General features: G+C 36.3%; 29 protein-coding genes. All 29 read left to right on the top strand.

Translation table 11 applies throughout. The features are described from left to right. Positions 1-10: 10 nt before the first annotated feature. The 29 genes from BMW36_RS01735 (at position 11) to mgsA (ending at position 23,942) form a co-directional block, all read left to right on the top strand. Positions 11-1,051: an NAD(P)H-dependent glycerol-3-phosphate dehydrogenase gene (locus BMW36_RS01735; protein WP_089738355.1), complete on the top strand. Its 1,041-nt coding sequence runs from the start codon at positions 11-13 to the stop codon at positions 1,049-1,051. A gap of 57 nt (positions 1,052-1,108) precedes the next feature. Further along, entirely contained in the window at positions 1,109-1,369 is a 261-nt protein-coding gene (locus tag BMW36_RS01730; protein WP_089738352.1) for a stage VI sporulation protein F, read from the top strand. 287 nt (positions 1,370-1,656) lie between these two features. After that, entirely contained in the window at positions 1,657-1,854 is a 198-nt protein-coding gene (locus BMW36_RS01725; RefSeq protein WP_089738350.1) for a DUF2768 domain-containing protein, read from the top strand. Positions 1,855-1,874: 20 nt separating this feature from the next. After that, the gene (locus BMW36_RS01720) at positions 1,875-2,588 is read left to right on the top strand and encodes a hypothetical protein (RefSeq protein WP_089738348.1); all 714 of its coding nucleotides are present in this window, start codon (positions 1,875-1,877) and stop codon (positions 2,586-2,588) included. Between the two features lie 316 nt (positions 2,589-2,904). Further along, the gene (spoIVA, locus tag BMW36_RS01715; RefSeq protein WP_089738346.1) at positions 2,905-4,383 is read left to right on the top strand and encodes a stage IV sporulation protein A; all 1,479 of its coding nucleotides are present in this window, start codon (positions 2,905-2,907) and stop codon (positions 4,381-4,383) included. Between the two features lie 368 nt (positions 4,384-4,751). Continuing rightward, positions 4,752-5,024 carry an HU family DNA-binding protein gene (locus BMW36_RS01710; RefSeq protein ID WP_033405291.1) on the top strand — a complete coding sequence of 91 codons (273 nt, stop codon included), beginning with the start codon at positions 4,752-4,754 and terminating at the stop codon, positions 5,022-5,024. A 228-nt stretch (positions 5,025-5,252) separates the two neighbouring features. Further along, complete coding sequence (locus tag BMW36_RS01705; RefSeq protein ID WP_089738345.1) at positions 5,253-6,047, top strand: heptaprenyl diphosphate synthase component 1; 795 nt, start codon at positions 5,253-5,255, stop codon at positions 6,045-6,047. Continuing rightward, positions 6,044-6,763, top strand: a complete 720-nt coding sequence (gene menG / locus BMW36_RS01700; protein WP_089738342.1) for a demethylmenaquinone methyltransferase — start codon at positions 6,044-6,046, stop codon at positions 6,761-6,763. The genes BMW36_RS01705 and menG overlap by 4 nt, the downstream gene beginning before the upstream one ends. 12 nt (positions 6,764-6,775) lie before the next feature. Next, positions 6,776-7,747 (top strand): heptaprenyl diphosphate synthase component II, encoded by a 972-nt coding sequence (gene hepT / locus BMW36_RS01695; RefSeq protein WP_089738340.1) that lies wholly within the window; start codon positions 6,776-6,778, stop codon positions 7,745-7,747. A gap of 16 nt (positions 7,748-7,763) precedes the next feature. Beyond that, a complete protein-coding gene (ndk, locus tag BMW36_RS01690; RefSeq protein WP_089738338.1) occupies positions 7,764-8,210 on the top strand; it encodes a nucleoside-diphosphate kinase in 447 nt (148 codons plus the stop codon). A gap of 34 nt (positions 8,211-8,244) precedes the next feature. After that, entirely contained in the window at positions 8,245-9,015 is a 771-nt protein-coding gene (locus BMW36_RS01685; RefSeq protein ID WP_089738337.1) for a CheR family methyltransferase, read from the top strand. A gap of 88 nt (positions 9,016-9,103) precedes the next feature. Further along, positions 9,104-10,270, top strand: coding sequence for a chorismate synthase (gene aroC / locus BMW36_RS01680; protein WP_089738335.1), 1,167 nt, complete (start codon positions 9,104-9,106; stop codon positions 10,268-10,270). A 1-nt stretch (position 10,271) separates the two neighbouring features. After that, complete coding sequence (gene aroB / locus BMW36_RS01675; RefSeq protein WP_089738333.1) at positions 10,272-11,345, top strand: 3-dehydroquinate synthase; 1,074 nt, start codon at positions 10,272-10,274, stop codon at positions 11,343-11,345. 1 nt (position 11,346) lies between these two features. After that, positions 11,347-11,715: a chorismate mutase gene (aroH, locus tag BMW36_RS01670; protein WP_089738331.1), complete on the top strand. Its 369-nt coding sequence runs from the start codon at positions 11,347-11,349 to the stop codon at positions 11,713-11,715. 27 nt (positions 11,716-11,742) lie between these two features. Beyond that, positions 11,743-12,831 carry a histidinol-phosphate transaminase gene (gene hisC / locus BMW36_RS01665; protein WP_089738329.1) on the top strand — a complete coding sequence of 363 codons (1,089 nt, stop codon included), beginning with the start codon at positions 11,743-11,745 and terminating at the stop codon, positions 12,829-12,831. 15 nt (positions 12,832-12,846) lie between these two features. Further along, positions 12,847-13,947 carry a prephenate dehydrogenase gene (locus tag BMW36_RS01660; RefSeq protein ID WP_175480322.1) on the top strand — a complete coding sequence of 367 codons (1,101 nt, stop codon included), beginning with the start codon at positions 12,847-12,849 and terminating at the stop codon, positions 13,945-13,947. An 11-nt stretch (positions 13,948-13,958) separates the two neighbouring features. Next, positions 13,959-15,245 carry a 3-phosphoshikimate 1-carboxyvinyltransferase gene (gene aroA / locus BMW36_RS01655; RefSeq protein WP_245711551.1) on the top strand — a complete coding sequence of 429 codons (1,287 nt, stop codon included), beginning with the start codon at positions 13,959-13,961 and terminating at the stop codon, positions 15,243-15,245. A 136-nt stretch (positions 15,246-15,381) separates the two neighbouring features. Beyond that, a complete protein-coding gene (locus BMW36_RS01650; protein WP_089738326.1) occupies positions 15,382-16,647 on the top strand; it encodes a tetratricopeptide repeat protein in 1,266 nt (421 codons plus the stop codon). Positions 16,648-16,670: 23 nt separating this feature from the next. Then, entirely contained in the window at positions 16,671-17,234 is a 564-nt protein-coding gene (locus BMW36_RS01645) for a ReoY family proteolytic degradation factor (RefSeq protein WP_175480321.1), read from the top strand. A gap of 129 nt (positions 17,235-17,363) precedes the next feature. Next, entirely contained in the window at positions 17,364-17,825 is a 462-nt protein-coding gene (locus BMW36_RS01640; protein ID WP_089738321.1) for a DUF2487 family protein, read from the top strand. Between the two features lie 210 nt (positions 17,826-18,035). After that, the gene (locus tag BMW36_RS01635) at positions 18,036-18,545 is read left to right on the top strand and encodes a QcrA and Rieske domain-containing protein (RefSeq protein WP_089738320.1); all 510 of its coding nucleotides are present in this window, start codon (positions 18,036-18,038) and stop codon (positions 18,543-18,545) included. A 3-nt stretch (positions 18,546-18,548) separates the two neighbouring features. Beyond that, positions 18,549-19,223: a menaquinol-cytochrome c reductase cytochrome b subunit gene (gene qcrB / locus BMW36_RS01630; RefSeq protein ID WP_089738318.1), complete on the top strand. Its 675-nt coding sequence runs from the start codon at positions 18,549-18,551 to the stop codon at positions 19,221-19,223. A 25-nt stretch (positions 19,224-19,248) separates the two neighbouring features. Further along, positions 19,249-20,022 carry a menaquinol-cytochrome c reductase cytochrome b/c subunit gene (locus tag BMW36_RS01625; RefSeq protein ID WP_089738316.1) on the top strand — a complete coding sequence of 258 codons (774 nt, stop codon included), beginning with the start codon at positions 19,249-19,251 and terminating at the stop codon, positions 20,020-20,022. A 123-nt stretch (positions 20,023-20,145) separates the two neighbouring features. Further along, complete coding sequence (gene lhaT, locus BMW36_RS01620; protein WP_089738315.1) at positions 20,146-20,736, top strand: lipoprotein heptaprenylglyceryl N-acetyltransferase LhaT; 591 nt, start codon at positions 20,146-20,148, stop codon at positions 20,734-20,736. Between the two features lie 66 nt (positions 20,737-20,802). Continuing rightward, positions 20,803-21,537, top strand: a complete 735-nt coding sequence (locus BMW36_RS01615; protein ID WP_175480320.1) for a sporulation protein YpjB — start codon at positions 20,803-20,805, stop codon at positions 21,535-21,537. A gap of 63 nt (positions 21,538-21,600) precedes the next feature. Then, the gene (locus tag BMW36_RS01610; RefSeq protein ID WP_089738310.1) at positions 21,601-22,275 is read left to right on the top strand and encodes a zinc metallopeptidase; all 675 of its coding nucleotides are present in this window, start codon (positions 21,601-21,603) and stop codon (positions 22,273-22,275) included. Between the two features lie 120 nt (positions 22,276-22,395). Further along, positions 22,396-22,725 (top strand): nucleotide pyrophosphohydrolase, encoded by a 330-nt coding sequence (locus BMW36_RS01605; protein ID WP_089738308.1) that lies wholly within the window; start codon positions 22,396-22,398, stop codon positions 22,723-22,725. 14 nt (positions 22,726-22,739) lie between these two features. After that, a complete protein-coding gene (gene dapB, locus BMW36_RS01600) occupies positions 22,740-23,540 on the top strand; it encodes a 4-hydroxy-tetrahydrodipicolinate reductase (protein ID WP_089738848.1) in 801 nt (266 codons plus the stop codon). A 9-nt stretch (positions 23,541-23,549) separates the two neighbouring features. Then, positions 23,550-23,942 (top strand): methylglyoxal synthase, encoded by a 393-nt coding sequence (mgsA, locus tag BMW36_RS01595; protein WP_089738307.1) that lies wholly within the window; start codon positions 23,550-23,552, stop codon positions 23,940-23,942. The last annotated feature ends 5 nt before the right edge of the window (positions 23,943-23,947 follow it).

Raw genomic sequence — 23,947 nt, 5'->3', positions numbered from 1 at the left:
TGTGTGAATTATGAAAAAAGTTGCTGTACTTGGTGCAGGAAGTTGGGGAACTGCATTAGCTATGGTATTATGCGATAATCACCATCAGGTGCGTTTATGGACACATAATGCTGACCAGAAAGAAACCATGCAGAAAACAAAAAGGAATGAGAAATATTTGCCTGATATCAAGCTTCCGTCTAATATAGAGATTTTCACGGATCTTGAGAAGGCTGTGGATAATGTGGAAGCAATTGTGTTTGTAGTGCCTGCAAAGGCAATTAGGCAAACCTGTCAAAAAGTATTGCCGTTTTTAAGTGACGATATTATTTTAATTCATGGTTCAAAAGGAATTGAGCCTGATTCCCATTATCGTATATCAGAAATGATGGAAGAAGAGTTAGCGAATATAAATTTTCGGGGAGTCGTAGCATTGTCGGGTCCGAGTCATGCTGAAGAAGTTAGCTTAAAACACCCGACAACTGTAACAGCTGCTTCCAAGAACGATATGGCAGCCAAATATACACAGGATTTATTTATTAACGAGTATTTTCGTGTTTATACAAGTAAAGATATCGTAGGTGTAGAGCTTGGCGGTGCATTAAAAAATATAATTGCATTAGGAGCTGGGATTTCTGATGGATTGGGATATGGTGATAATGCAAAAGCTGCCTTAATCACAAGAGGCCTTGCAGAGATATCCAGACTCGCCGCGGTTTTAGGGGCGAATCCTCTAACTTTTTCAGGATTATCAGGAGTAGGCGACTTAATTGTAACATGTACGAGTGTCCATAGCCGAAACTGGCGTGCCGGGAATTTATTCGGAAAAGGACAGAAACTAAAGGAAGTACTTGATCAAATGGGGATGACAGTTGAAGGAGTAAGAACAACCGAAGCTGTTTATCAATTGTCAAACAAATTAAAAGTAGAGATGCCGATAACAAAGGGAATTTATGAGGTGATTTTCGAACAAAGATCACCAAAAGACGTAGTAGATCATTTAATGACAAGAAACAGGACTACTGAAATTGAAGATATTGCTTCTGTATTAGTGGATAGGTATTCTGATTAACTGTTTGAACTTCCTCTGCATACTATGGAAAGAGATCTATAGTAAGGAGGAAAAACATTGAGTGATTTTAAACAGAATATGTTTGATCAAATTCAGAAGAAATCTAATATCCAATCAGATCAAATTCTTAAAGTAGCACAATCCGTACAAAATGCTGACTTTTCGGATGAAAACACAGTCAGAAAGTTAGTGAGACAATTAGCTAACATGGCTGGAAAGCCCGTTTCAAAGGAAAAAGAAGACAAAATTGTACGTGCCATTACGAATAATAACATGCCTAAAGACATGAACACATTAACTAAACTATTTAAAAAGTGATATTATAGGCACTTGAGGATGCAATGTAAAATTGCTTCGCATACAATAAATCGCACAAGCATTCACTTTCAGGGTGCAAATGGGTATTTATTTAGTCATTACCGGAGTAGATTCTGCCCCTTCTACTTCGGTTTTTTTGTGGAAAAGTAAGGAAAAAAGAACGCCAATTTAAACATTTCCTGAACTTATAGTGAAACAAGTGGCACAGTAAAGTGGATGTGGTATACTGTTAATTATGTATTTATAATGATCTGCTGGAAAACAGGTAAGAAAGGATGTCATAATTCATGTCTGCTTCAATGTTAATGATGTGGGTGTCTTTTGCTGGAATGTTTGCATTATTTTTAGCCATTGGTTTAATTCTTTTAAGTCGATATAAATTAAAAGGTATCTTCGCAGCTATTACAGCTTTATTAGCGTACATTTTTTTAGTTGCAGGTGGCTTAATTATTGCTTTCGTCGTTCTCAGAGGACCAACATCATAATTAGGGGGTTCAAAGGTAGTATGATACATAAAAATCTATTGCTGATACTGTTCCTGCTGCTGCTTACCGGGTGTATGTATCCGTCAGATAATTTAAGTCGTAACCAGGTAGCAAATGATGCGCAGCTTAATATGGTTCAGCAAGCAGTAAATCAATACGTTGCACAAAATGATGGAAGAATACCTATTTATACAAAAGAAAACGATACACCAATTTATCAGAAATATATTATTGATTTTAATTTACTTAAACAAAATAACTTAATACAGACTGTCCCCGGAACTGCATTTGAAAATGGCGGTGTTTATCAATATGTGTTAATTGATGTGGAAACAGAGCCTTTAGTAAAGGTAATTGATTTAAGAGTGTCTGATCAAATACGCGAGCTTCAGCAACGGTTAAATATATATTTAAGTGATAATACTTATCCACCCTTTGGCGAAAAGATTGCAGAAGGTATTTATACATTAAAACATGAAGAATTAAACTTAGAAACACCTCCTTATGTCGACAGTCCATACTCTACTAATAAATTACCGGTTTTAATTGATACAAATGGAGAATTACTAATTGATTACAGGTTAGAACTGTTTCAATTGTTAGAGAGCAAGGAACATAATTATAAAGAGGGCGATGATATCAGGAAAATAATTACAGATCATTCGCCAATTGTACCAGCTTATTCTATCCCTTACACATTGCAAGACGGTGAACCGGTATTTTCACCTGAATGATCATAAACAGCAAATGAGCCTGTACACAGAAAGGCTCATTTGCTGTTTTCATGTTTAAATGGAATTCCCTTTCTCCTCTGGAATTTTCGGTTACTCAAATAAATTACTATTTCTATACTATCAGATGCATATTCTTTCAATTCACCTCATATCATTTACTAGTATATATTTATATCATACAAGCATATTATTCAGGGAGAAAAAAGATTTTATAATTATTCGATAAATATTAGCATATTTTAATAGGACAACATCATAAAATAACATTGTCAATGATTCGAGTAATTTTAAGTTGAATAGATCGGGAGGGGATCATTTGGAAAGGGTAGATATCTTTAAAGATATTTCAAAACGCACAAACGGGGATATTTATTTAGGAGTAGTCGGTGCTGTTCGAACGGGTAAATCTACTTTTATTAAGAAATTCATGGAAAAAACAGTTTTACCTAATATCCCGAATGAAAGTGATCGACTAAGAGCACAGGATGAATTACCTCAAAGTGCAGCAGGCCGGACAATCATGACAACAGAGCCGAAATTTATACCAAATCAAGCAGTAAAACTACACGTGGAAGAAGGACTAGAAGTAAATGTTAGATTAGTTGATTGTGTTGGTTATACCGTTAAGGGTGCGCAAGGATTCGAAGATGAAAATGGACCAAGAATGATTCATACACCATGGTATGAAGAACCAATTCCATTTCATGACGCTGCCGAGATTGGTACACGAAAAGTAATTCAGGAACATTCCACAATGGGAATAGTTGTCACTACAGATGGAAGTATTGGTGACATCCCCCGAGAGGATTATGTGGAAGCAGAAAACAGAATTGTAGAAGAATTAAAAGAAGTTGGAAAACCATTTATAATGATCGTTAACTCTGTGCAACCATACCAGCAGCAAACAGAATTACTCAGACAGGAATTGACTGAGAAATTTGATATACCTGTTTTGGCAATGAGTGTAGAAAGCATGACAGAGCATGATATCAATAATGTTTTAAGAGAAGTGCTTTATGAATTCCCTGTTCTGGAAGTGAATGTTAACTTACCTAGTTGGGTACTTGTATTAGAAGATAATCACTGGTTGAGAAAAAACTACCAGCAGGCAATTGAGGAAACAGTAAAAGATATAAAAAGATTGCGTGATGTTGATCATGTAATAGGCCAGTTTGATCATTTTGACTTTATTGAACATGCAGCATTAGCAGGAATTGAAATGGGTGAGGGAATTGCCGACATTGATTTACATGCACCTAACGAGCTGTATGACCAAGTGTTAAAAGAGATTGTTGGAGAGGAAATAAGAGGGAAGGACCACCTGCTCCAGCTTATGCAGGAATTTACCAATGCCAAAAAGGAATATGATCAGATAGCTGATGCGTTAAAAATGGTGAAACAAACAGGTTATGGAGTTGCTGCACCTGCTTTGCAGGATATGGCATTAGAAGAACCAGAAATCATTAGACAAGGCCCGAGATTTGGTGTCAGACTCAAAGCAGTTGCACCATCTATTCACATGATTAAAGTAGATGTGGAATCTGAATTTGCTCCGATAATCGGTACTGAGAAACAAAGTGAAGAGCTGGTCAGATACTTAATGCAGGATTTTGAAGAAGATCCCCTATCTATCTGGCAATCAGACATTTTTGGAAGGTCACTAAGTTCTATAGTCAGAGAAGGTATTCAGGCAAAATTGTCACTGATGCCTGAAAATGCAAGATTTAAACTGAAAGAAACATTGGAGCGAATCATCAACGAGGGCTCCGGGGGATTAATAGCTATTATTTTATAACTGGATAACTATTGAAAAGCGTTATGCAATTTGCGTTACGCTTTTTTATTTTTTCGTATACACTCTCACAAAACTGTCAATAATAATTACCGTAATACTAGATTTCATAAAATCAGTAAAATCCTTATATATCGGTATTTGAAATCACTTGCATAGCTCTGGTACATATGATAAGATTCTGATTAATTCAATTAATATTATTTTTCGATTTTCTAAAAAAACTGTTAGAAAAGATGAATTTTTGTTGAATTATATCTGATTCTCAGTTATTATAAGCCTTGTCATCAAACTATTTGGTGATAAACAGCTATAAATTCCAAGATGTTGATTGAATTGTTATAGCTTAATTTTGGGAGGAGGTGAATGTCATGAATAAAACAGATCTAATTAATGCCGTTGCTGAAAAAAGCGAACTTTCTAAAAAGGACGCTACAAAAGCAGTTGATGCGGTTTTCGAATCTATCATGGATTCACTTAAAGATGGAGACAAAGTTCAATTAATCGGTTTTGGTAACTTCGAAGTACGTGAACGTGCTGCACGAAAAGGCCGTAATCCACAAACTGGGGATGAAATTGAAATTCCAGCAAGTAAAGTTCCTGCTTTTAAACCAGGTAAAGCCCTTAAAGATATCGTAAAATAATTATGGTATTACATACGGGCAAAAAGGGTGCATTTTAAAATGCGCTCTTTTTTTACGTTAATAAGAGATTTTCTTCTGGTCTATTTCAAGATCACCTTACGGCAATCCTGAATCTGGAAATGAGAATTTTTGCCCGAAATCATAGATAATATGGCGTGAAATATGTAAAGTTATGATATACTATGTTAATATGATATTGGATTCTAATAAGAATTGCGGTGAGTTTTTTTGAAATCGACACAATTATTTAATTATTATAAAAAACTAATACATAAAAATATTAAAAATGATTATTTATCAGCTAACCTGGAGAAACCAGTTGTTGAGGAATATAAACTATTCGCATTAGATACAATAACTTCCCAGCACTTACAAAAGGATAATTACATTGTTAGTACGATGGTTGTTCAAATGGCGTTAAACACGCATGATCAGATTTTCAAAACTTTTCCTAAAAGCGATAACCAAATTATGAAGAAACAGCAGCTTACAGTATTAGCGGGTGACTTTTATTCTGGTATATACTATCACCTTCTCGCGAAAGCCAAGGATATCTCTTTCGTCCGTATACTGGCTAAAGGAATAAACGAACTTACTCAGCAGAAAGCATATGTTTATTACCGTGACTTCGAACATTCAGAAACATTTCTGGCGGAATATGAAAAGATAGAAACTGCTCTGCTGAATAAAGTAGCAGCCTACTTCAAAATGGAGCAAGGTATTGATTACCTGGACAAATGGATAATGTATAAAAAGCTAAAATTGGAATGGTCGAAATTTCAAAACAGTGAGACAACTTTCTTTCATCAATTATTGCTCCAAAATGTCATTCGTGACAACTCTATGATCAGTTTAGAAGACGTCCTCTTAACAATGTTAAATCAAACAAAAAAGAGTATAAAAAACTACCATGGGGAATTGCCGCCACAATTCGATGTTTTAAAACAGGATTTTCAGCAAGAGATGAGAAAAAATAATTTTCTGCACATTAATTCAGTATTGGAAGAAGGATTATCTAAATGAAACAATCAAAGGAAGAAAGAGTCCACCAGGTTTTTGAAAAAATATATAGTAACTATGACACGATGAACTCTATTATTTCTTTTCAAAAACATAAAACGTGGCGTAAAGATGTCATGAAGCGAATGAACGTACAAGAAGGTATGCGGGCATTAGATGTATGCTGTGGTACAGGCGACTGGTCATTTGCTCTCTCAGAACAAGTGGGAAAAACTGGGGAAGTGATTGGGCTCGATTTTAGTGAGAATATGCTTTCCGTCGCAAAAGAACGTAATAAAACTTTTGATTATAATAATCTGCAATTCATACAAGGCAATGCTATGGAATTACCTTTTGAAGAGAATACTTTTGACTATGCTACAATTGGCTTTGGACTAAGGAACGTTCCGGATTATTTACAAGTCTTAAAAGAAATGCGCCGGGTAGTGAAACCGGGAGGGCTCGTCGTCTGCCTGGAGACTTCTCAGCCTACGATGCCCATATATAAGCAATTATATTATTTTTACTTTAAGCATATTATGCCGTTATTCGGTAAAATTTTTGCAAAAAGCTATAAAGAATATGTCTGGCTGCATGAATCTGCCAAAGACTTTCCTGGTAAAGATGCGTTGAAACAATTTTTTGAAGAAGCAGGTTTAGTAAACGTTCAGGTGAAGAGTTATACTGGCGGGGTAGCTGCGATGCACATGGGGGAAAAGAGAAAAGATAGTAAAAAGTAAAGGTGACTTAGGATGAAGCTTGCTAAAACATACTCATTTATTAAAAAAGATTTAAATCAAATCGAAACAGTGCTTGAAGACTCGATCTATACTGATCATGACGTTTTACGTGATGCTTCTCTTCAACTACTGAAGGCAGGCGGAAAAAGACTTAGACCTGTTTTTGTTCTGTTAGCAGCAATGTTTGGAGATTACAATATTCACCATGTTAAAAAGGTTGCAAGTGCGTTGGAATTGATCCATATGGCTTCACTAGTACATGATGATGTAATCGATGATTCCAATATCAGAAGAGGTAAGCCGACTGTCAAAGCAAATTGGGATAACCAGATAGCAATGTTGACTGGAGATTTCATTTTTGCAAAAGCTTTGGATCAATTCACTGAAATAGAAGAACCCAGAGCCCATCAGATCCTTGCAAAGACGATGATAGAACTTACTTTGGGAGAAATTGAACAGATAAAGGATAAATATAACCTTAATCAGAATTTACGTACATATTTAAGAAGGATTCGACGAAAAACGGCATTACTTATATCATCAAGCTGTCAATTAGGTGCTATTGCTGCAGGTACCTCACGGGAAACGGAAAAGTCATTATTTAAATATGGATATAACATGGGGATGTCCTACCAGATTATTGATGACATTCTTGATTTTACAGGAACTGAGAAAGAGCTAGGAAAACCGGCAGGCGGGGATCTATTACAAGGGAATATTACTTTACCAGTACTTTACGCAATGAAAAATCCGTCGGTCAAAAATGAGTTAATTGAAATGTTTAAATATCCGGAAACTGTCGATAAAGAAATGTTAGAACCGGTGATAGATAAAATATTGAACACGGATGCTGTGGAAGAAGCAAGAATACTTAGTGACCGCTATCTCCAAAAAGCGTATGAATCACTACATAATTTACCGGATATTAAAGCTAAAAAATCTTTGGAAGATATAGCGAATTATATTGGCAACCGAAAAATTTAGAGTGGGGTGAAGGGATATGCAGAGAACTTTTTTAATGATAAAACCAGATGCCGTACAAAGGAATTTAGTTGGTGAAATTGTAAGTCGTTTTGAGAAAAAAGGGTTTAAGCTAATTGGGGCAAAGCTGATGCACATAACTGAACAGCAAGCAGAAAAGCATTACAGTGAGCATAAGGGTAAATCATTTTATAATCAATTAGTAGATTTTATTACTTCAGGGCCAGTCTTTGCCATGGTTTGGGAAGGAAAAGAAGTTATTGCGACAGCTAGAAAAATGATGGGGAAAACCAACCCTCAGGAAGCTGATACAGGAACAATCAGAGGAGATTACGGAGTGGTTACTCATCGTAATATTATTCACGGTTCTGATTCTGAAGAAAGTGCACAGAGAGAGATAGCTTTATTTTTCCATGAGAACGAATTGCTAGATTATAAAAAAGATGTCGATAATTGGCTGATGTAGCTGATAAAGGAACATGAATAAAGGGAGATCATGAATGGACGATTATCAAGCATTTGCACAGAAAGTATACAAAAAGACTGGCCTGGATCTAAGCTTATATAAAGAAGTACAAATGAAAAGGCGACTGACTTCCCTGCGAAACAAAAGAGGGTTTGAAAATTTTGATCAATATTTTGTAGCGATAAATAAGGAACAGCCGCTTCTGCAGGAGTTTCTTGACAAAGTTACAATTAACGTTTCCGAATTTTTTAGAAATCCTGGTAGATGGAAAGTTCTGGAGGATAAGATTTTTCCGAAAATTAAACAGAAACAGAATAAAATCAGAATCTGGAGTGCGGCATGTTCTACTGGTGAAGAACCATATACGCTAGCGATTTTAGCGAATCAGTTCTGGCATTTGAAAGATATTGAAATAGTAGCAACTGATATTGACTTAAATGTGCTTGCACGTGCGAAACAAGGAATATATAACGATAGAGCTGTACAGGATGTGCCGGAAGACTTAAAAGACAAATATTTGAGTCAGGAAGCATATACATACAAAGTAAATGAGAAATTAAAAAAGTGTATTACTTTTAAACAACATAACTTATTAGCAGATCCTTATCCGAAAGGATTTGATTTGATAGTGTGCCGAAATGTATTAATTTATTTTACTGAACAAGCTAAAGAAACGATTTACCATAATTTCAGCCAATCTCTAAAGCAAGATGGTGTGTTTTTTGTGGGAAGTACTGAACAGATATTCAATCCGGAAAAGTACAATTTTAACGTATTGGATACGTTTTTTTATACAAGGAAATAATAAAAACTATAATTAAACAAAAAAAATACTTACATTGTGGCAATGCTATGTTATAGTATTACAAAAAATAAAATATGGGGGGATTTATATGCGTTATTTAACAGCGGGCGAATCACATGGAAAGCAGCAAACGACAATTGTAGAAGGATTACCGGCACAAATGCCGATAACAAAAGAGGATATCAACGATTCTCTTTTACGCCGTCAGAAAGGTCACGGTAGAGGAAAGAGAATGCAAATTGAAAAGGATTTAGTAGATATAGTTGGCGGTATTCGTCATGGATACACACTGGGTTCACCAATCGCATTGGTTGTTCATAATGATGATTTTAAACACTGGATCGATGTTATGGGGGAAGACCCGGTACCTGAAGACCAAAACATCCGAAGAGTTGTTACAAGACCAAGACCAGGCCATGCTGACCTGAACGGTGCGTTGAAATATGGTCACCGCGATATGCGTAATATTCTGGAACGTTCTTCAGCCAGAGAGACAACAGCAAGAGTTGCAGCAGGTGCGGTAGCAAAAACTTTACTTAGAAATTTAGGGATTAATATTATTGGATATGTGAAAGAAATAGCTGGTATTAAGGCAGAGGAAAGAGATGATCTTTCCATTCAGGAAAAAATAGATATTTCCGAAGCTTCACCTGTTCGCTCGCTTGATGACAATGCAGGAAAGAAAATGATGGAAGCCATTGATCAAGCGAAAAAAGACGGAGATTCGATTGGTGGAGTTTGTGAAGTATATATTGAAGGAATGCCAGCAGGAATTGGATCATTTGTTCATTATGATAGAAAGTTAGATGGTCGGATTGCAGGAGCAGTGCAAAGTATAAACGCGTTTAAAGGAGTAGAATTTGGTATTGGATTTGAAGCTGCCCGCAGAAACGGAAGTGAAGTTCATGATGAAATTCTCTGGTCAGAAGAACGTGGTTATTATCGTAAAACGAATCGCTTAGGTGGTTTCGAAGGTGGAATGACAACAGGAATGCCGATTGTGGTAAAAGGTGTAATGAAACCTATACCGACATTGTATAAGCCACTTCAAAGTGTTGATATCGAAACGAAAGAGCCATTCAGTGCCAGTATTGAGAGATCAGATTCTTGTGCGGTACCTGCAGCAGCTGTAGTTATGGAACATGTGGTGGCATTTGAACTTGCTAAAGCTATTTTAGAGCAGTTTCCGAATGACCAGTTTCCTAAGTTGAAGCAAACCATTGATCAATACCGCGAAGAAATCAGGAGTTTCTAAAATGCATAAACAAACGATACAGACAAGCACGATTCAATACGATGTAGTAGTTGGAAAAGGTCTATTATCGAATATTGATCAGTATCTGCCAAAAAAATACAACAATATATTAATTGTTGTGGATGAAGTTGTAAAAGGGATATACGGGGATACAGTTATTGATACATTAAAAAGTGCAGAAAATGTTGCGGTAACCTCTGTACCAGCGGGGGAATCTTCTAAGAGTATAGAGCAATATTACCGCCTGCTCTCTGAAGCCATCGAACATCATTTAGATCGCAAATCATTAATCATTGCTTTCGGTGGTGGAATGGTTGGTGATCTTGCAGGTTTTGTGGCTTCTACTTACATGCGCGGTATTGATTTTATCCAGGTTCCGACAACTATTCTTGCTCATGATAGTAGTGTGGGCGGGAAAGTGGCAATTAACCATCCTAAAGGAAAAAATTTAATTGGCAGTTTTTATCCGCCTGTGGCAGTAATTTATGATGTAGATACGCTACAGTCCTTGCCTGCAAAGGAAATTCGCTCTGGATATGCGGAGGTAGTGAAACATGGATTAATTAGTGATCAGGCATTTTTCGAAGAAGTATTAAATGTAGATTTAACAACACCATTGGATACTGAAGTAACAGTAGACCAGTTGCAAAAGGGTATTGGAGTTAAGGCAAAGATAGTAGAGCAGGATGAAAGAGAAAGTAATATTCGGAAATTTCTGAATTTTGGGCATACTTTGGGTCATGCTATAGAATCTGAATTGGGTTATGGCAAAATAACCCATGGAGAAGCAGTGGCCATTGGTATGTTATTTGCTCTTAAGCTCAGTGAAGAGAAGTTTAACACCAGAATGCCTTACAAAGCTTTATATGATTGGTTATCAAAAAATCAATATCCATTATCCATTTCATGGCCAGGTATTAACCAGCTAATCGATAAAATGAAGTTAGATAAGAAATCGGAAAATTCAATAGTGCAAATGGTATTGCTTGAAGAGATAGGAAAACCATCTGTAGTAAATTTATCAGATCATGAGCTCCGCGCTCATTTAGAAAAATTTATAAGAGAGTTGGATTAAGGTGATCAGAGGAATACGTGGAGCAACAACAGTTAATAATAATGAAGAAAAGGAAATGATCCAGGAAACCAAAAAATTAGTAGAGAAAATGGTAGAATTAAACGATGTAGCACCCGATGACATTGCATCAGTTTTAATTTCCGTAACACCAGACTTGAACGCGACATTCCCTGCAAAAGCTTTGAGATTAATTGACGGATGGAAATTTGTTCCGGTAATGTGTATGCCGGAAATAAGCGTACCAGGCAGTTTGCCGCAATGTATACGTGTAATGATGACAGTTAATACCCACTTAAAGCAAGATAAAGTGGAACACATATATTTGAATGAAGCAGTCAAACTTAGACCAGATCTGGTGGAGAAGGATTAACCAGAAGGAAGAAAGGAAGTAATAATAATGGAAGCGAAACAAGTATTCAAGAATATGTCTCCATATACACCTGGTAAGCAAATTGAAGATGTAAAAAAGGAATTAGGATTATCAAAAATTATAAAGCTAGCATCAAATGAAAATCCTTTTGGTTATTCAGAAAAAGTAAGAGAATCTATCCCTAACATGCTTGATGGATTAGAAATTTACCCGGATGGTTATGCAAAAGCATTGAGGGAAGAGTTAGCCTTACATTTAGGTGTAAAAGAAGAACAGCTGACATTCGGCAGTGGATCGGATGAAGTAGTAGATATATTGTGCCGGACTTATTTGGAAAAAGGGACAAATACGATTATGGCCACACCAACCTTTCCGCAATACAAGCATAATGCCTTGATACAAGGTGCGGAAATTATTGAAGTTCCTTTAATAAATGGTTATCATGATCTTCCTTCCATGTTAAATGCAGTTAATCAGGAAACAAAAATTGTGTGGCTTTGCTCACCCAATAACCCAACAGGTTCATTAATTCCTAAAGGAGAATTGATTCATTTTCTTGAGGGATGTCCTGCAAATGTCTTAGTTGTATTAGATGAAGCATATTATGAATATATTGACAGAGACAAAAACCCTAATAGTGTTTCATTATTGGACAAATATCCTAACTTAGTAATTTTGAGAACATTTTCGAAAGCATACGGATTAGCTAATCTTAGGGTAGGTTACGGAATTGCGTCTGTAGAGATTACCAAGTTTTTAAATATAACACGTGGTCCTTTTAATACCACTACTATCTCTCAGCTATCTGCACTGACAGCAATAAAAGATACTGATTTTCTCGAACATACATATAATGAAAATATGACAAACAAACTCAAATTTATGGATTTCTGCAATGAGGCGGGTTTAAAATATTACGATTCAGAAGCAAATTTCCTTTTTGTAAAATTGCCAACGTCGGGTGATCAATTATTTGATTATTTGCTTAAAAATGGATTTATTGTCCGTTCAGGTGAAGCATTAGGTCATCCAAAAGGTGTGCGAATTACTATTGGATCGAGTGAAAACATGGAAGAATTGCAAACATTGATTAAAAATTATTTAGCAACGGTATGAAAAGGGGACTAAATAGTGGAAGAAACTGTATTAATTGCGGGCCTTGGTTTAATTGGAGGCTCGCTTGCTTTAAATATTAAAGAAATAGAAAATGTACATATTATAGGTTATGATGCCAACAAAAGTACACTGGATTACAGTATGATGAATGGTATTGTTGATGAAACATATGAGGATTTTTCCCAGGCAGTAAGACGAGCTGATATTTGTATCTTAGCAGCTCCTGTTTCCATTACTGTTGATCTTATTTATCAGCTTGATCAAATAGACTTGGAGAAAGAGTTACTAGTTTCCGATGTAGGTTCTGTTAAATCACAAATTATGAAAGCAGCAGAGGATTTAACTTCTGATAAAATCACTTTTATTGGCGGGCATCCGATGGCTGGATCTCATAAAAGAGGCATTCAGGCGGCCAAAGCACATCTATTTGAAAATGCAATTTATGTATTATCCCCTACAAAAAAGAGTACATCAGCCCAGTTAGAAAAATTAAAGGCATTACTTTCACCAACGAAGTGTAAATTTCTAGTACTTGATTCAGAAGAGCATGACGAAATGACAAGTGTTATTTCACATTTTCCTCATTTAATTGCATCTTCGCTTGTCCATCAAGCCCGTAATTGGCAAACGAAACATCCCTATATTCCAAAACTTGCTGCTGGCGGTTTCCGTGATATAACACGGATAGCATCAAGTAATCCATTAATGTGGCGTGATATTTTCTTTCAAAATAAAGAGAAGATGAGTCATTTACTATCTGATTGGATTGAGGAAATGCAACAGTTGAAAACAATGATTGATACTGGTGAAAAACAACAAATCCAATTGTATTTGGAACAAGCTAAAGACTACCGGGATGGACTTGACAGCAAGAAGAAGGGAGCTATGCTGTCCTATTACGATGTCTATGTGGACATATTTGATCAGCCAGGAGCACTTTTGAAAGTTGTAGAGATACTTGCAGAACATGACATAAGTATCAATAATATCGAAATATTAGAAATAAGAGAAGGTATCACTGGTGTTTTAAGATTAAGTTTTCAAAACAAAAATGATCAGCAGCTTAGTCACGCTATCTTAAAGAAAAATAAGTATGAAACTATGATAGAGGAGTAGGAGGGATTAGAGTGTCAAAAACTTTGACTTTTAAAGAAAAGAAGTTACGAGGTACGATAACTGTTCCAGGAGATAAATCAATTTCACACCGTGCTGTCATGTTTGGGTCACTAGCGAAAGGAAAGACGACAATTACTAACTTTTTAGCTGGGGAGGATTGTTTGTCTACAATTGAAGCATTTGAAGCAATGGGTGTGAAAATCACACGTAACAATCAAACTGTTGTTGTAGAATCAGATGGTATTAAAGGGCTAAAAGAGCCGATGGAACCGATAAACTTAGGTAATTCAGGTACAACAGCTAGACTCCTGATGGGTATTCTCTCAGCCTTACCATATCACTTTACATTATACGGTGATCCCTCTTTGACAAAACGTCCTATGGATCGTATAACGAATCCACTAAGAGAAATGGGGGCAAAAATAGACGGGCGAGGAAATGGTAAGTTTTTGCCAATTGCAGTAAGAGGAAGCAACCTAAAGCCTATTCATTACAATACACCAATGAAAAGCGCACAAGTAAAGTCTGGTGTTTTGCTGGCCGGGCTGTTAACAGATGGAAAGACAACAGTTGTTGAAGATACCAAAACAAGAGATCATACTGAAAATATGTTAAAAGCATTTGGGGCGGATATCGCAGTAGAAGGGAACGCTGTCACAGTTAATGGTAATCAGCCATTATCTGCCTGTGATATTGAAGTTCCAGGCGATATTTCTTCTGCTGCATTCTTTTTAGTGGCTGCAGCAATTACGCAAGACAGTGAAGTAAAGATTGAAAATGTAGGTTTAAATCCAACCAGAACAGGTATAATTGATGTATTAGAACTAATGGATGTAGATATTTCAATTAAAGAAAAAAGGACAATTGGCGGTGAGCCGATTGGTGACATTGTGGTTAAGTCATCTAAGCCCAAAGCTGCAACAATTGAGGGAGATATTATTCCAAGAATTATTGATGAAATCCCTGTGATTGCGCTTTTAGCAACACAAGCAGAAGGTACTACTATTATAAAAGATGCTGAAGAATTAAAATTTAAAGAAACGGATCGAATCGAGTCTGTAGTCCAAACATTAAAAGCTCTTGGAGCAGAAATTGAGCCAACAAGTGATGGTATGATCATCCAGGGGAATGCCCGGTTGAAGGGTGCGGAGACGAATTCCTACGGAGATCACCGAATCGGTATGATGATATCTGTTGCATCTTTATTGATTGATGAAAAAGTAGAATTAAATGATGAACAGTGTATTGCCGTTTCCTATCCGACATTCTTTGAAGATCTGGATAAATTATTACAATAAAAGAAATATGTCATGAGTTAAAGAACTCATGACTTTTTCAATAGAGAGGATAATTTTCATAGTTGCTTATCAATGAAAAGTTCGATAATATGTAACATGATTAACGGGCAATTGATTGTTAGAGAGGTGGTAGCCTGTGAAACAAATAGAAGTAGCAATTGATTTAATCCATCAAGGTGAGATGGAAGAAGCTTTAAAACTATTACAGAGTTCCGCGAAGGAAGGCAATATCAATGAAAAATTTGATGTTGTCCAAATTTATATTGAATTAGGTGTACAGGAAGAGGCAAGGATTCTCCTGGAAGATATCATTCAACTAGAGCCAGACAATGCAGAAGCGAAAATATTGCTGGCAGATATCTTTATCAATGATAACGAAGATGAAAAGGCAATAACTCTACTTAATGAGATAGATCCATCGAGTGAAAATTATGTTCAGGCATTATTACAGTTAGCGGATTTGTATCAGTCTCAGGGCTTATTCGAAGTAGCGGAAAATAAGTTAATTGAAGCGAAAAGAATGTCTCCGGAGGAACCGGTTATCGATTTTGCTTTAGGCGAATTTTTATTTTCTATCGGAGAATATCATAAGTCTGTCATATACTTTGAAAAATTAATCAGCAAAACAGATGAATTTGCAGGGATAAATATACAGGCAAGGCTTGCTGAGGCTTATGCGCTGAATGGAGATTTCGAGCAAGCTTTAACTCATTTTCAAAATCTAAAGACAGATGATCCTGAATTGTTATTTAGATATGGATTCCTTGCATACAAATCAGAAAGATATGAAATTGCTATAAAAACATGGGAAAATTTATTGGAATTAGAATTAGAGTACCCATCTGTTTACCGTTATCTTGCCGAAGCTTATGAAGAAGAGGGGTTAATGAAAGAAGCTGCTGAGATGGCTGAAACTGGTGTGGAAATGGATCCTTATAATAAAGAAATGTGGTATGTTGCCGGGAAAATTTTACACAAAACAGGCAGAACTGATGACGCATACCGGTTAATCGAAGAAGCGATTCATATTGATCAGGATTATTATGAAGCGCTGTTGTTTTTAATTGAGTTATACAAGAATGAGGGAGAATTTGAACGACTCATTGATTTACTGGTAAATAAAGTTGATATTAACCAGCTGGATGGTATTTTTCATTGGGAACTTGCTAAAGCATATAATGAAGAAGAACAATATAATGATGCATTAATTGCATACCAAAATGCATACAATAAAATGGATAAAGATATAGACTTTCTTCGTGACTTTGGTTATTTCCTTGTAGAAGAGGGGAGGATTTCAGAGGCAGTCAATGTATTTGATCAATATATAAAGATGGAACCAGCCGATTTTGAAGTAGAACAATATCTCGAGCGGTTAAGAAATCAAGATAGTACTCTCTAATAGGAATGGAGGGGAGTTGGATTTTGGAAACATCCATAAAAGTGAAGGATAAGAAATCATTTATACACTGGTTTCTAGGTAACTTTCAATTAAAAAAACGGGAAAGTGTATGGATACTTAATTACTTGATGAATCATGAACAAGTGCTGTCAAATGTTCACTTTGTACTCGAAGCACGTTTTTGTCCCAGAGCCATGATTATCTCTACCCACTGCTCGAAAGAAATTGCGTTTCGTTTTTATAAAAAACATATTGTTACAACAGATGCAGATAAATCTTTTCATGATATCAGACTGCATAACAAAGAGCCGATCTATATTCAGTTAAATTTTAAAAATTCAAACCAAAGTGTCGAGTATATGAAGGTACTGGAAGACAACCCTTTCATACCAGATGATTATTTTCTTTCTAAACGGGATAAAAAACAAGTTGACAACTGGCTCAATTATACTTTATATGAATTTAGAAAGCAGAAAATAGTAGAAAAAATAAACATGGCACTTGATGAAAGAAATGAAAGTTTATTTAATGAATATGCATCAAGATTAAACAAACTGGAAACTATGTATAAAAATAAGTATAATTAGAAAAGGAATATACTGATCGAATTTCATGGAAACAGTGAGATTCGGTTTTTCTATTTTGTCACCGTTTAACAAGATTCTGGACCTTCTTTATGGGGTCCTGCAATGAATGATAGTAGGGAGAGAAATGTTATGAAATGGGATACAATTGATTTGAAAACATATTTTAAATCAAAGGAATACGTTGATACGGTTTGTATACCACTGGTTCCTTTAAACTTATCTAATGAAACAGATGCAATCAAATTTGCTAATTATCAACAAACAATTCAAATTATAGCAAAAGAGGTTGAAAGAAACTTTACTGGAAGGGTACTTTTAAGTCCTGTATATACATATTTTTCCGAGGGATCGTACGAAGCGGAACAGGAAAGGATTAATCAATGGACAGAGTTAATGTTCGGAGAAGATTTTAAGCATAAGTTCTTTTTAACATTTGATTTAAAATGGAAAAAAGAAGAAAAGGGATTGGATGGAACATTATTGTGGCTGCCGGCTTCGATGATTGAAGATTACCAGTCAGAAGTGACCAAAAAATGGATAATGGATCAGAAAAGCCAGGTAAGTGAATTAATACGCTCATTTTGGCAATGAACTGTTATTCAGTAAATGGAGCTTTATGTTGGGAAGTCTGTATATCTTCTAAAGAGAGTACTCTGATATGACAGATGGGAAAATAGAATTCATAAATTAAATGGAGAATTTATTGACCCTAGCTTAAGTTTACGCTATCATAGTAATGTCCTAGTATAATAAGAGATTATAAAACCATGATGTCGGAATATGTGTAGAGGGGGGTAAATGATGTCAGAGAAAAAACAACAAGTTTCCCGTCGCCAATTTTTAAATTATACTTTAACTGGGGTGGGAGGCTTTATGGCAGCAAGCATGCTTGCTCCAATGGTTCGTTTTGCGATTGATCCGGTACTAAAAGCATCAGCTGGCGGTGATATGCAAGCAGTAGCTGATGTATCAGAAATTACAACTGAACCGCAAAGATTTGAGTGGACAGTGGAACAAGTGGATGCTTGGTATACGTCTGATGTAACACATAGTGCCTGGGTTTATAAAAATGAGAATGATGAAATTGTACCATTATCACCTGTTTGTAAACATTTAGGATGTCAGGTGAACTGGGCAGGGAATGAAGACTATCCAGATCAATTTTACTGTCCTTGTCATGATGGCCGTTATTTAAAAGACGGAACGAATGTACCGAATACGCCACCTGATGCGCCATTAGATTTATTTGAATATGAAGTAAAGGACGGTACTTTATATCTTGGACAACCAGTTCCACGGGAGGAGGTTTAATCAATGCTACAGAAAATGTATGATTGGATTGATGAACGTGTGGACATTACACCGCTCTGGCGTGATATAGCTGATCACGAAGTACCTGAGCATGTAAACCCTGCACATCATTTTTCTGCTTTTGTATACTGTTTTGGAGGCTTGACGTTTTTTGTTACGGTCATCCAAGTATTATCTGGAATGTTTTTAACAATGTACTATGTTCCGGATATTGAAAATGCATGGCGCTCTGTTTACTACTTGCAGACAGAAGTAGCACATGGACAAATTGTTAGAGGGATGCACCACTGGGGAGCTAGTGTGGTTATTGTTATGTTGTTCTTACATACATTGCGAGTTTTCTTCCAAGGTGCCTATAAGAAACCGCGTGAGTTAAACTGGATGGTAGGTGTATTAATATTCTTTGTTATGCTTGCACTTGGTTTAACCGGTTACTTATTGCCATGGGATAATAAGGCTTATTTCGCAACAGTTGTTACCCTTCAAATTGCTGAAGGTGTACCATTTATTGGTGAAATGGCAAAAACTTTACTTAATGGTGATCCGTCCATCGTAGGTGCTCAAACATTGGCTCGTTTCTTTGCGATTCATGTTTTCTTCTTGCCAGCGGCATTATTTGTACTCATGGGAATTCACTTTATTATGATCCGTAAACAAGGGATTTCTGGCCCGCTATAGAATTTAGTAAAAAGGAGGGATTGCAGTGAAAAAAGGTAAAGGGATGAAGTTTGTCGGCGACTCTCGTGTTACCGCTGATAAACAAAAATTTATTCCAAAAGACTATTCGGAATATCCAGGCAGAACGGAAGCATTTTGGCCAAACTTTTTATTAAAAGAATGGCTGGTGGGCGCGGTGTTTATTGTTGGCTTTCTCTGTTTAACTGTTGCACACCCAGCGCCTTTAGAGAAGTTAGCTGATCCGACTGATACAGCATATCTGCCATTGCCTGACTGGTATTTCTTATTTTTATATCAATTATTGAAATATAAATTTGCAAGTGCTTCTTACTTTGTGTTAGGTGCGATTGTTATACCTGGTTTAGCTTTCGGTGCACTATTTCTTGCTCCATTCCTTGATAAAGGAAAAGAACGCCGACCGCATAAACGACCAGTTGCCACTTCTCTTATGATCTTATCGTTTGTTGCTGTGTTCTGGTTAACATATGAAGCAGCTGCTCACGTTGACTGGGAAGCAAAGGCAGAAAACAATAAACCTGAGCCGCCTAGTACGGTGGAGATTGATACAAGCCATCCTGGTTATGCGGCATATGAAAACAGTTGTTTACAATGCCATGGTGGTGAGTTAGAAGGTGGTCCTGCTGCTCCTAGCCTAATTGGTATTGAAAGAAGTGTTGATGAAATTAAAGACATTGCAGTAAATGGTATCGGCAATATGCCGCCAGATCAGTTCCAAGGTACTGAAGAAGAATTACAACAGCTGGCTGAATTTATAGTTTCAGTAAATGAACAAGAGTAGGTTCATACTTAACCCTCGTCACATAAAATGACGAGGGTTTTTACATAGGAGAAGTGAAATCGGATAAAAAAGAGTTTCCGGAATAACGACTGATATGCCACATGTTAAGAGAGGACGTATAAGATGAAAGGACTATTGTTTCACCCGCAAATAATCATGATTGTTTTTATTATCAACTTAATTGGGACCATATACGGATATTACTGGTATTTGCCACAGTTAATGGATACCCCGCTGATATTTACTTTATTTGTCCCGGATAGTCCCACAGCGAGTCTGTTTTTTACAATCTTTTTGTATTTTTATATGAAAGGTAAAAATGTTCCGGTTATTGAGGCGTTAGCGTTTGTATCACTTTTAAAATACGGAATATGGGCGGTAGTCATGAATTTGCTGACATTTAATGTCAGTGGGACACTTAGTTGGCAGGGATATATGTTAATGGCTTCTCATGGTGCAATGGCACTTCAGGCATTGCTGTACTCTCCATTATACAAAATAAAGTTAAGGCATTTATCGTTTGCGGCTCTTTTTGTATTACATAATGAGATCATCGATTATGTTTATGGAATGATGCCTGTTTATGGCAGTTTAACTGAATATTCGGATCATATCGGATATTTTACTTTTTGGTTGAGCATTATTTGTATTCTTACCGTTTACTATGTTTCAATTTACAGAAAACAAAAGTACGATATAGCTGAAACACCTTAACAAGTGGAATATCTTTGTTCTTTCATTCATACATTATCTAAAAGAAGTATGGAAGAAGGGATATCTGTGCGTATAAACTCTATCATTTTCTTCATTATAATTATTTGCTTGTTTCATCAAACTATTCCTCTCGCAGTTCAAGCAAACACAACATCGAATGAACTTTACACATTTGAACGCTATGTACAGGAACAGAGATATCCACAAGCAATTCAAAAATTGGAGCAAATCGAAGATAGTTTGATTACATCTGTACAGAAAACACAGCCGGCAAGGGTGGAAAATTTAGAAGTACTTATTAATAATAATTTGGAGCATCTGCTTAAAGAGAATATAACGGTAACCGAGAAATCCAAAATGGCCCAGCAGCTCGTTGTAATGTATGACGCTTTAATCAACTCAGATGCACCATTATGGCATCGATGGAAAAGCGACCTTGAAACGAATATTCACACGATACTTACCGAGAAATCCATTGATAAAAAGCAGACAGACGAAATAGTTTACAGGTGGGAGGTTATTTCCCCTGTATTAAGTATGTATTTACCAGAAGAAGAATACAATGAGTTAGAGTTGATGTTTATCAATTTTGGGCATATTAACGTTGAGGAGCAGCACAGTGAGTTGCAAAGTGTTTTTAATCAAATGTCCTTAATTAATTTAGAAACCATTCAAAATAGCCAGTTTCAATCATATTCACAGTGGCTCATGTTTATAGTTATAGGTTTTATTTTTCTAACTTTATCGTATGTTGGCTGGGTGCGGTATAAAGCTGAATCAAGTGTTAATCATACAAATTGACAATTCGACTGTTTTTGACTAAAATTGACCTTAGAAAGATATTATATGGAGGTATGAAAAAAGTTGGGATATTTAATCTACTTAGTAATACTAATATTAGTTCCACTTTGGGCACAAGGTAAAGTAAAGAGCACCTATAAAAAGTATTCAAAAGTAATGAATTCAAACATGGTAACAGGTGCACAAGTTGCAAGAAAAATATTAGATGATAATGGACTATTCGATGTAAGAATAGAAGAAATAAAAGGTGTACTCTCTGATCACTATGATCCGAGAAAGAAAGTTGTTCGATTATCTAGTGATAACTATCATGGATATTCAGCTGCTGCTGCGGCAATCGCAGCACATGAAGTAGGACATGCTATCCAGGACGCTGAATCCTATGCATTTTTGCGTTTCCGCCACAGTTTAGTGCCAATAGCTGGCCTGGGTGATAAGATGTCGTTCATCTTTATTATTGCGGGTTTTATTTTAGGTCAAATGAACTTAGTACTAATTGGTGTAATCTTTATGTCGTTTGCTGTTTTATTCCAGCTGGTGACCCTGCCAGTGGAGTTCGATGCATCCAACAGGGCGATGGCGCAATTAGTATCCTCCGGAATTATCAGAAACAATGAAGAACGTCAAACTAAGAAAGTGTTAAATGCTGCCGCACTTACCTATGTGGCTGCTGCATTGGTTGCATTAGCAGAACTAATCCGTTTTGCAGCAATGTTCTTTCTATCCAATGACGATTAAAAGACAGATGTTACTACATCTGTCTTTTTCTGTTATATTCATTAATTTCTTACGTCGCAATAATAAAAAAATGAAACATTACAATTTGAAATGTTATACTTTGTTCGAGGAGGGTTTACGATGTATAATAAAGACAGTGTATCGGATATGCAAAAAAGAGTAGATGATTTTATCTCTCAATTTGAAGAAGGTTATTTCTCTCCATTAAGTATGCTAGCAAGATTTACAGAAGAGGTTGGCGAATTGGCCAGGGAAGTGAATCATACGTATGGGGAAAAGCCTAAAAAGGCGACGGAAGAAGAGAATTCCATCGAAGCAGAACTTGGTGATTTACTGTTTGTTCTTATCAGTTTTGCTAATTCTCAAAATATCTCTTTAGATGAGGCATTTGACCGTACAATGGAAAAGATTGAAACAAGAGATAAGAACAGATGGACAAAGAAAGAATAGGGGGTTATTTTCATATGAATAAAATTAGAGTAGTTGTGGCTGGACCACGGGGTAAAATGGGGTCAGAAGCATTAAAAATGATAGAAAGACAAGACGACTTGGAACTGGTTGCATGTCTCGATCATAAATTTGAGGGAAGAAAGATTAACGAGGTAGCTGATTTCACATCACTTGATGCAATAATTTTTACGGATATTCAAGATTGTCTGGATAATGTGCAAGCGGATGTGTTAATCGATTTGACAACACCGGAATATGGTTATCTACATACAAAGACTGCAATTGAAAATGGAGTTAGGCCTGTTGTTGGAACGACTGGTTTTACTGAGGATCAATTAGATGAATTAACAGAATTATCTGAAGAAAAGGGAATTGGTGTGATCATTGCTCCAAATTTTGCATTGGGAGCTGTTCTAATGATGCAATTTGCTAAATGGGCTGCTAAATATTTTCCTGATGTTGAAATTATTGAAAAGCACCACGATAACAAGTTAGATGCCCCATCGGGAACTGCTGTTAAGACAGCTCAACTGATAAAAGAAGTAAGAGAACCGAAAAAGCAAGGACATCCGGAGGAGAAGGAAACAATAGAAGGTGCGCGTGGAGCAGACGTTGATGGTATGAGAATTCACAGTATGCGTCTGCCAGGATTAGTAGCACATCAAGAAGTAGTTTTCGGTGCAAAAGGGGAGAATTTAACAATAAAGCATGATTCTTTTCATAGAGAGTCCTTTATGACAGGAGTCAAGTTAGCTGTTGATCAGGTGATGAAACTGGATTTATTAGTTTATGGATTAGAAAATATCTTAGAGTAGGTGAATGAAATGAAGATAGCATTAATTGCACATGATAAAAAGAAAAACGATATGGTTAATTTCACTACAGCATATTCTTCCATATTAGAAAAACATACGCTGTATGCAACAGGAACAACAGGAATGAGAATTCATGAAGCAACAGGACTACCTGTTGAACGTTTTCAATCAGGTCCACTTGGCGGAGATCAGCAAATTGGTGCTAAAATAGCCAATAATGAAATGGACCTCGTTATATTTTTTAGAGATCCATTAACCGCTCAACCTCACGAACCTGATATTACCGCATTAATCCGTCTTTGTGACGTTTACCAGATTCCACTAGTAACGAACCTCGGTGGAGCCGAAGTCATGATACGTGCTTTAGACGAAGGTTTATTTGATTGGAGAAATGTTCAATAAGTAAA

Origin of the sequence: Gracilibacillus ureilyticus (genome assembly GCF_900111195.1) — a bacterium.
GTDB lineage: Bacteria > Bacillota > Bacilli > Bacillales > Amphibacillaceae > Gracilibacillus > Gracilibacillus ureilyticus.
The sequence above is the reverse complement of the archived record's forward strand: the minus strand, read 5'-3'. Positions and strand labels throughout refer to the sequence as shown.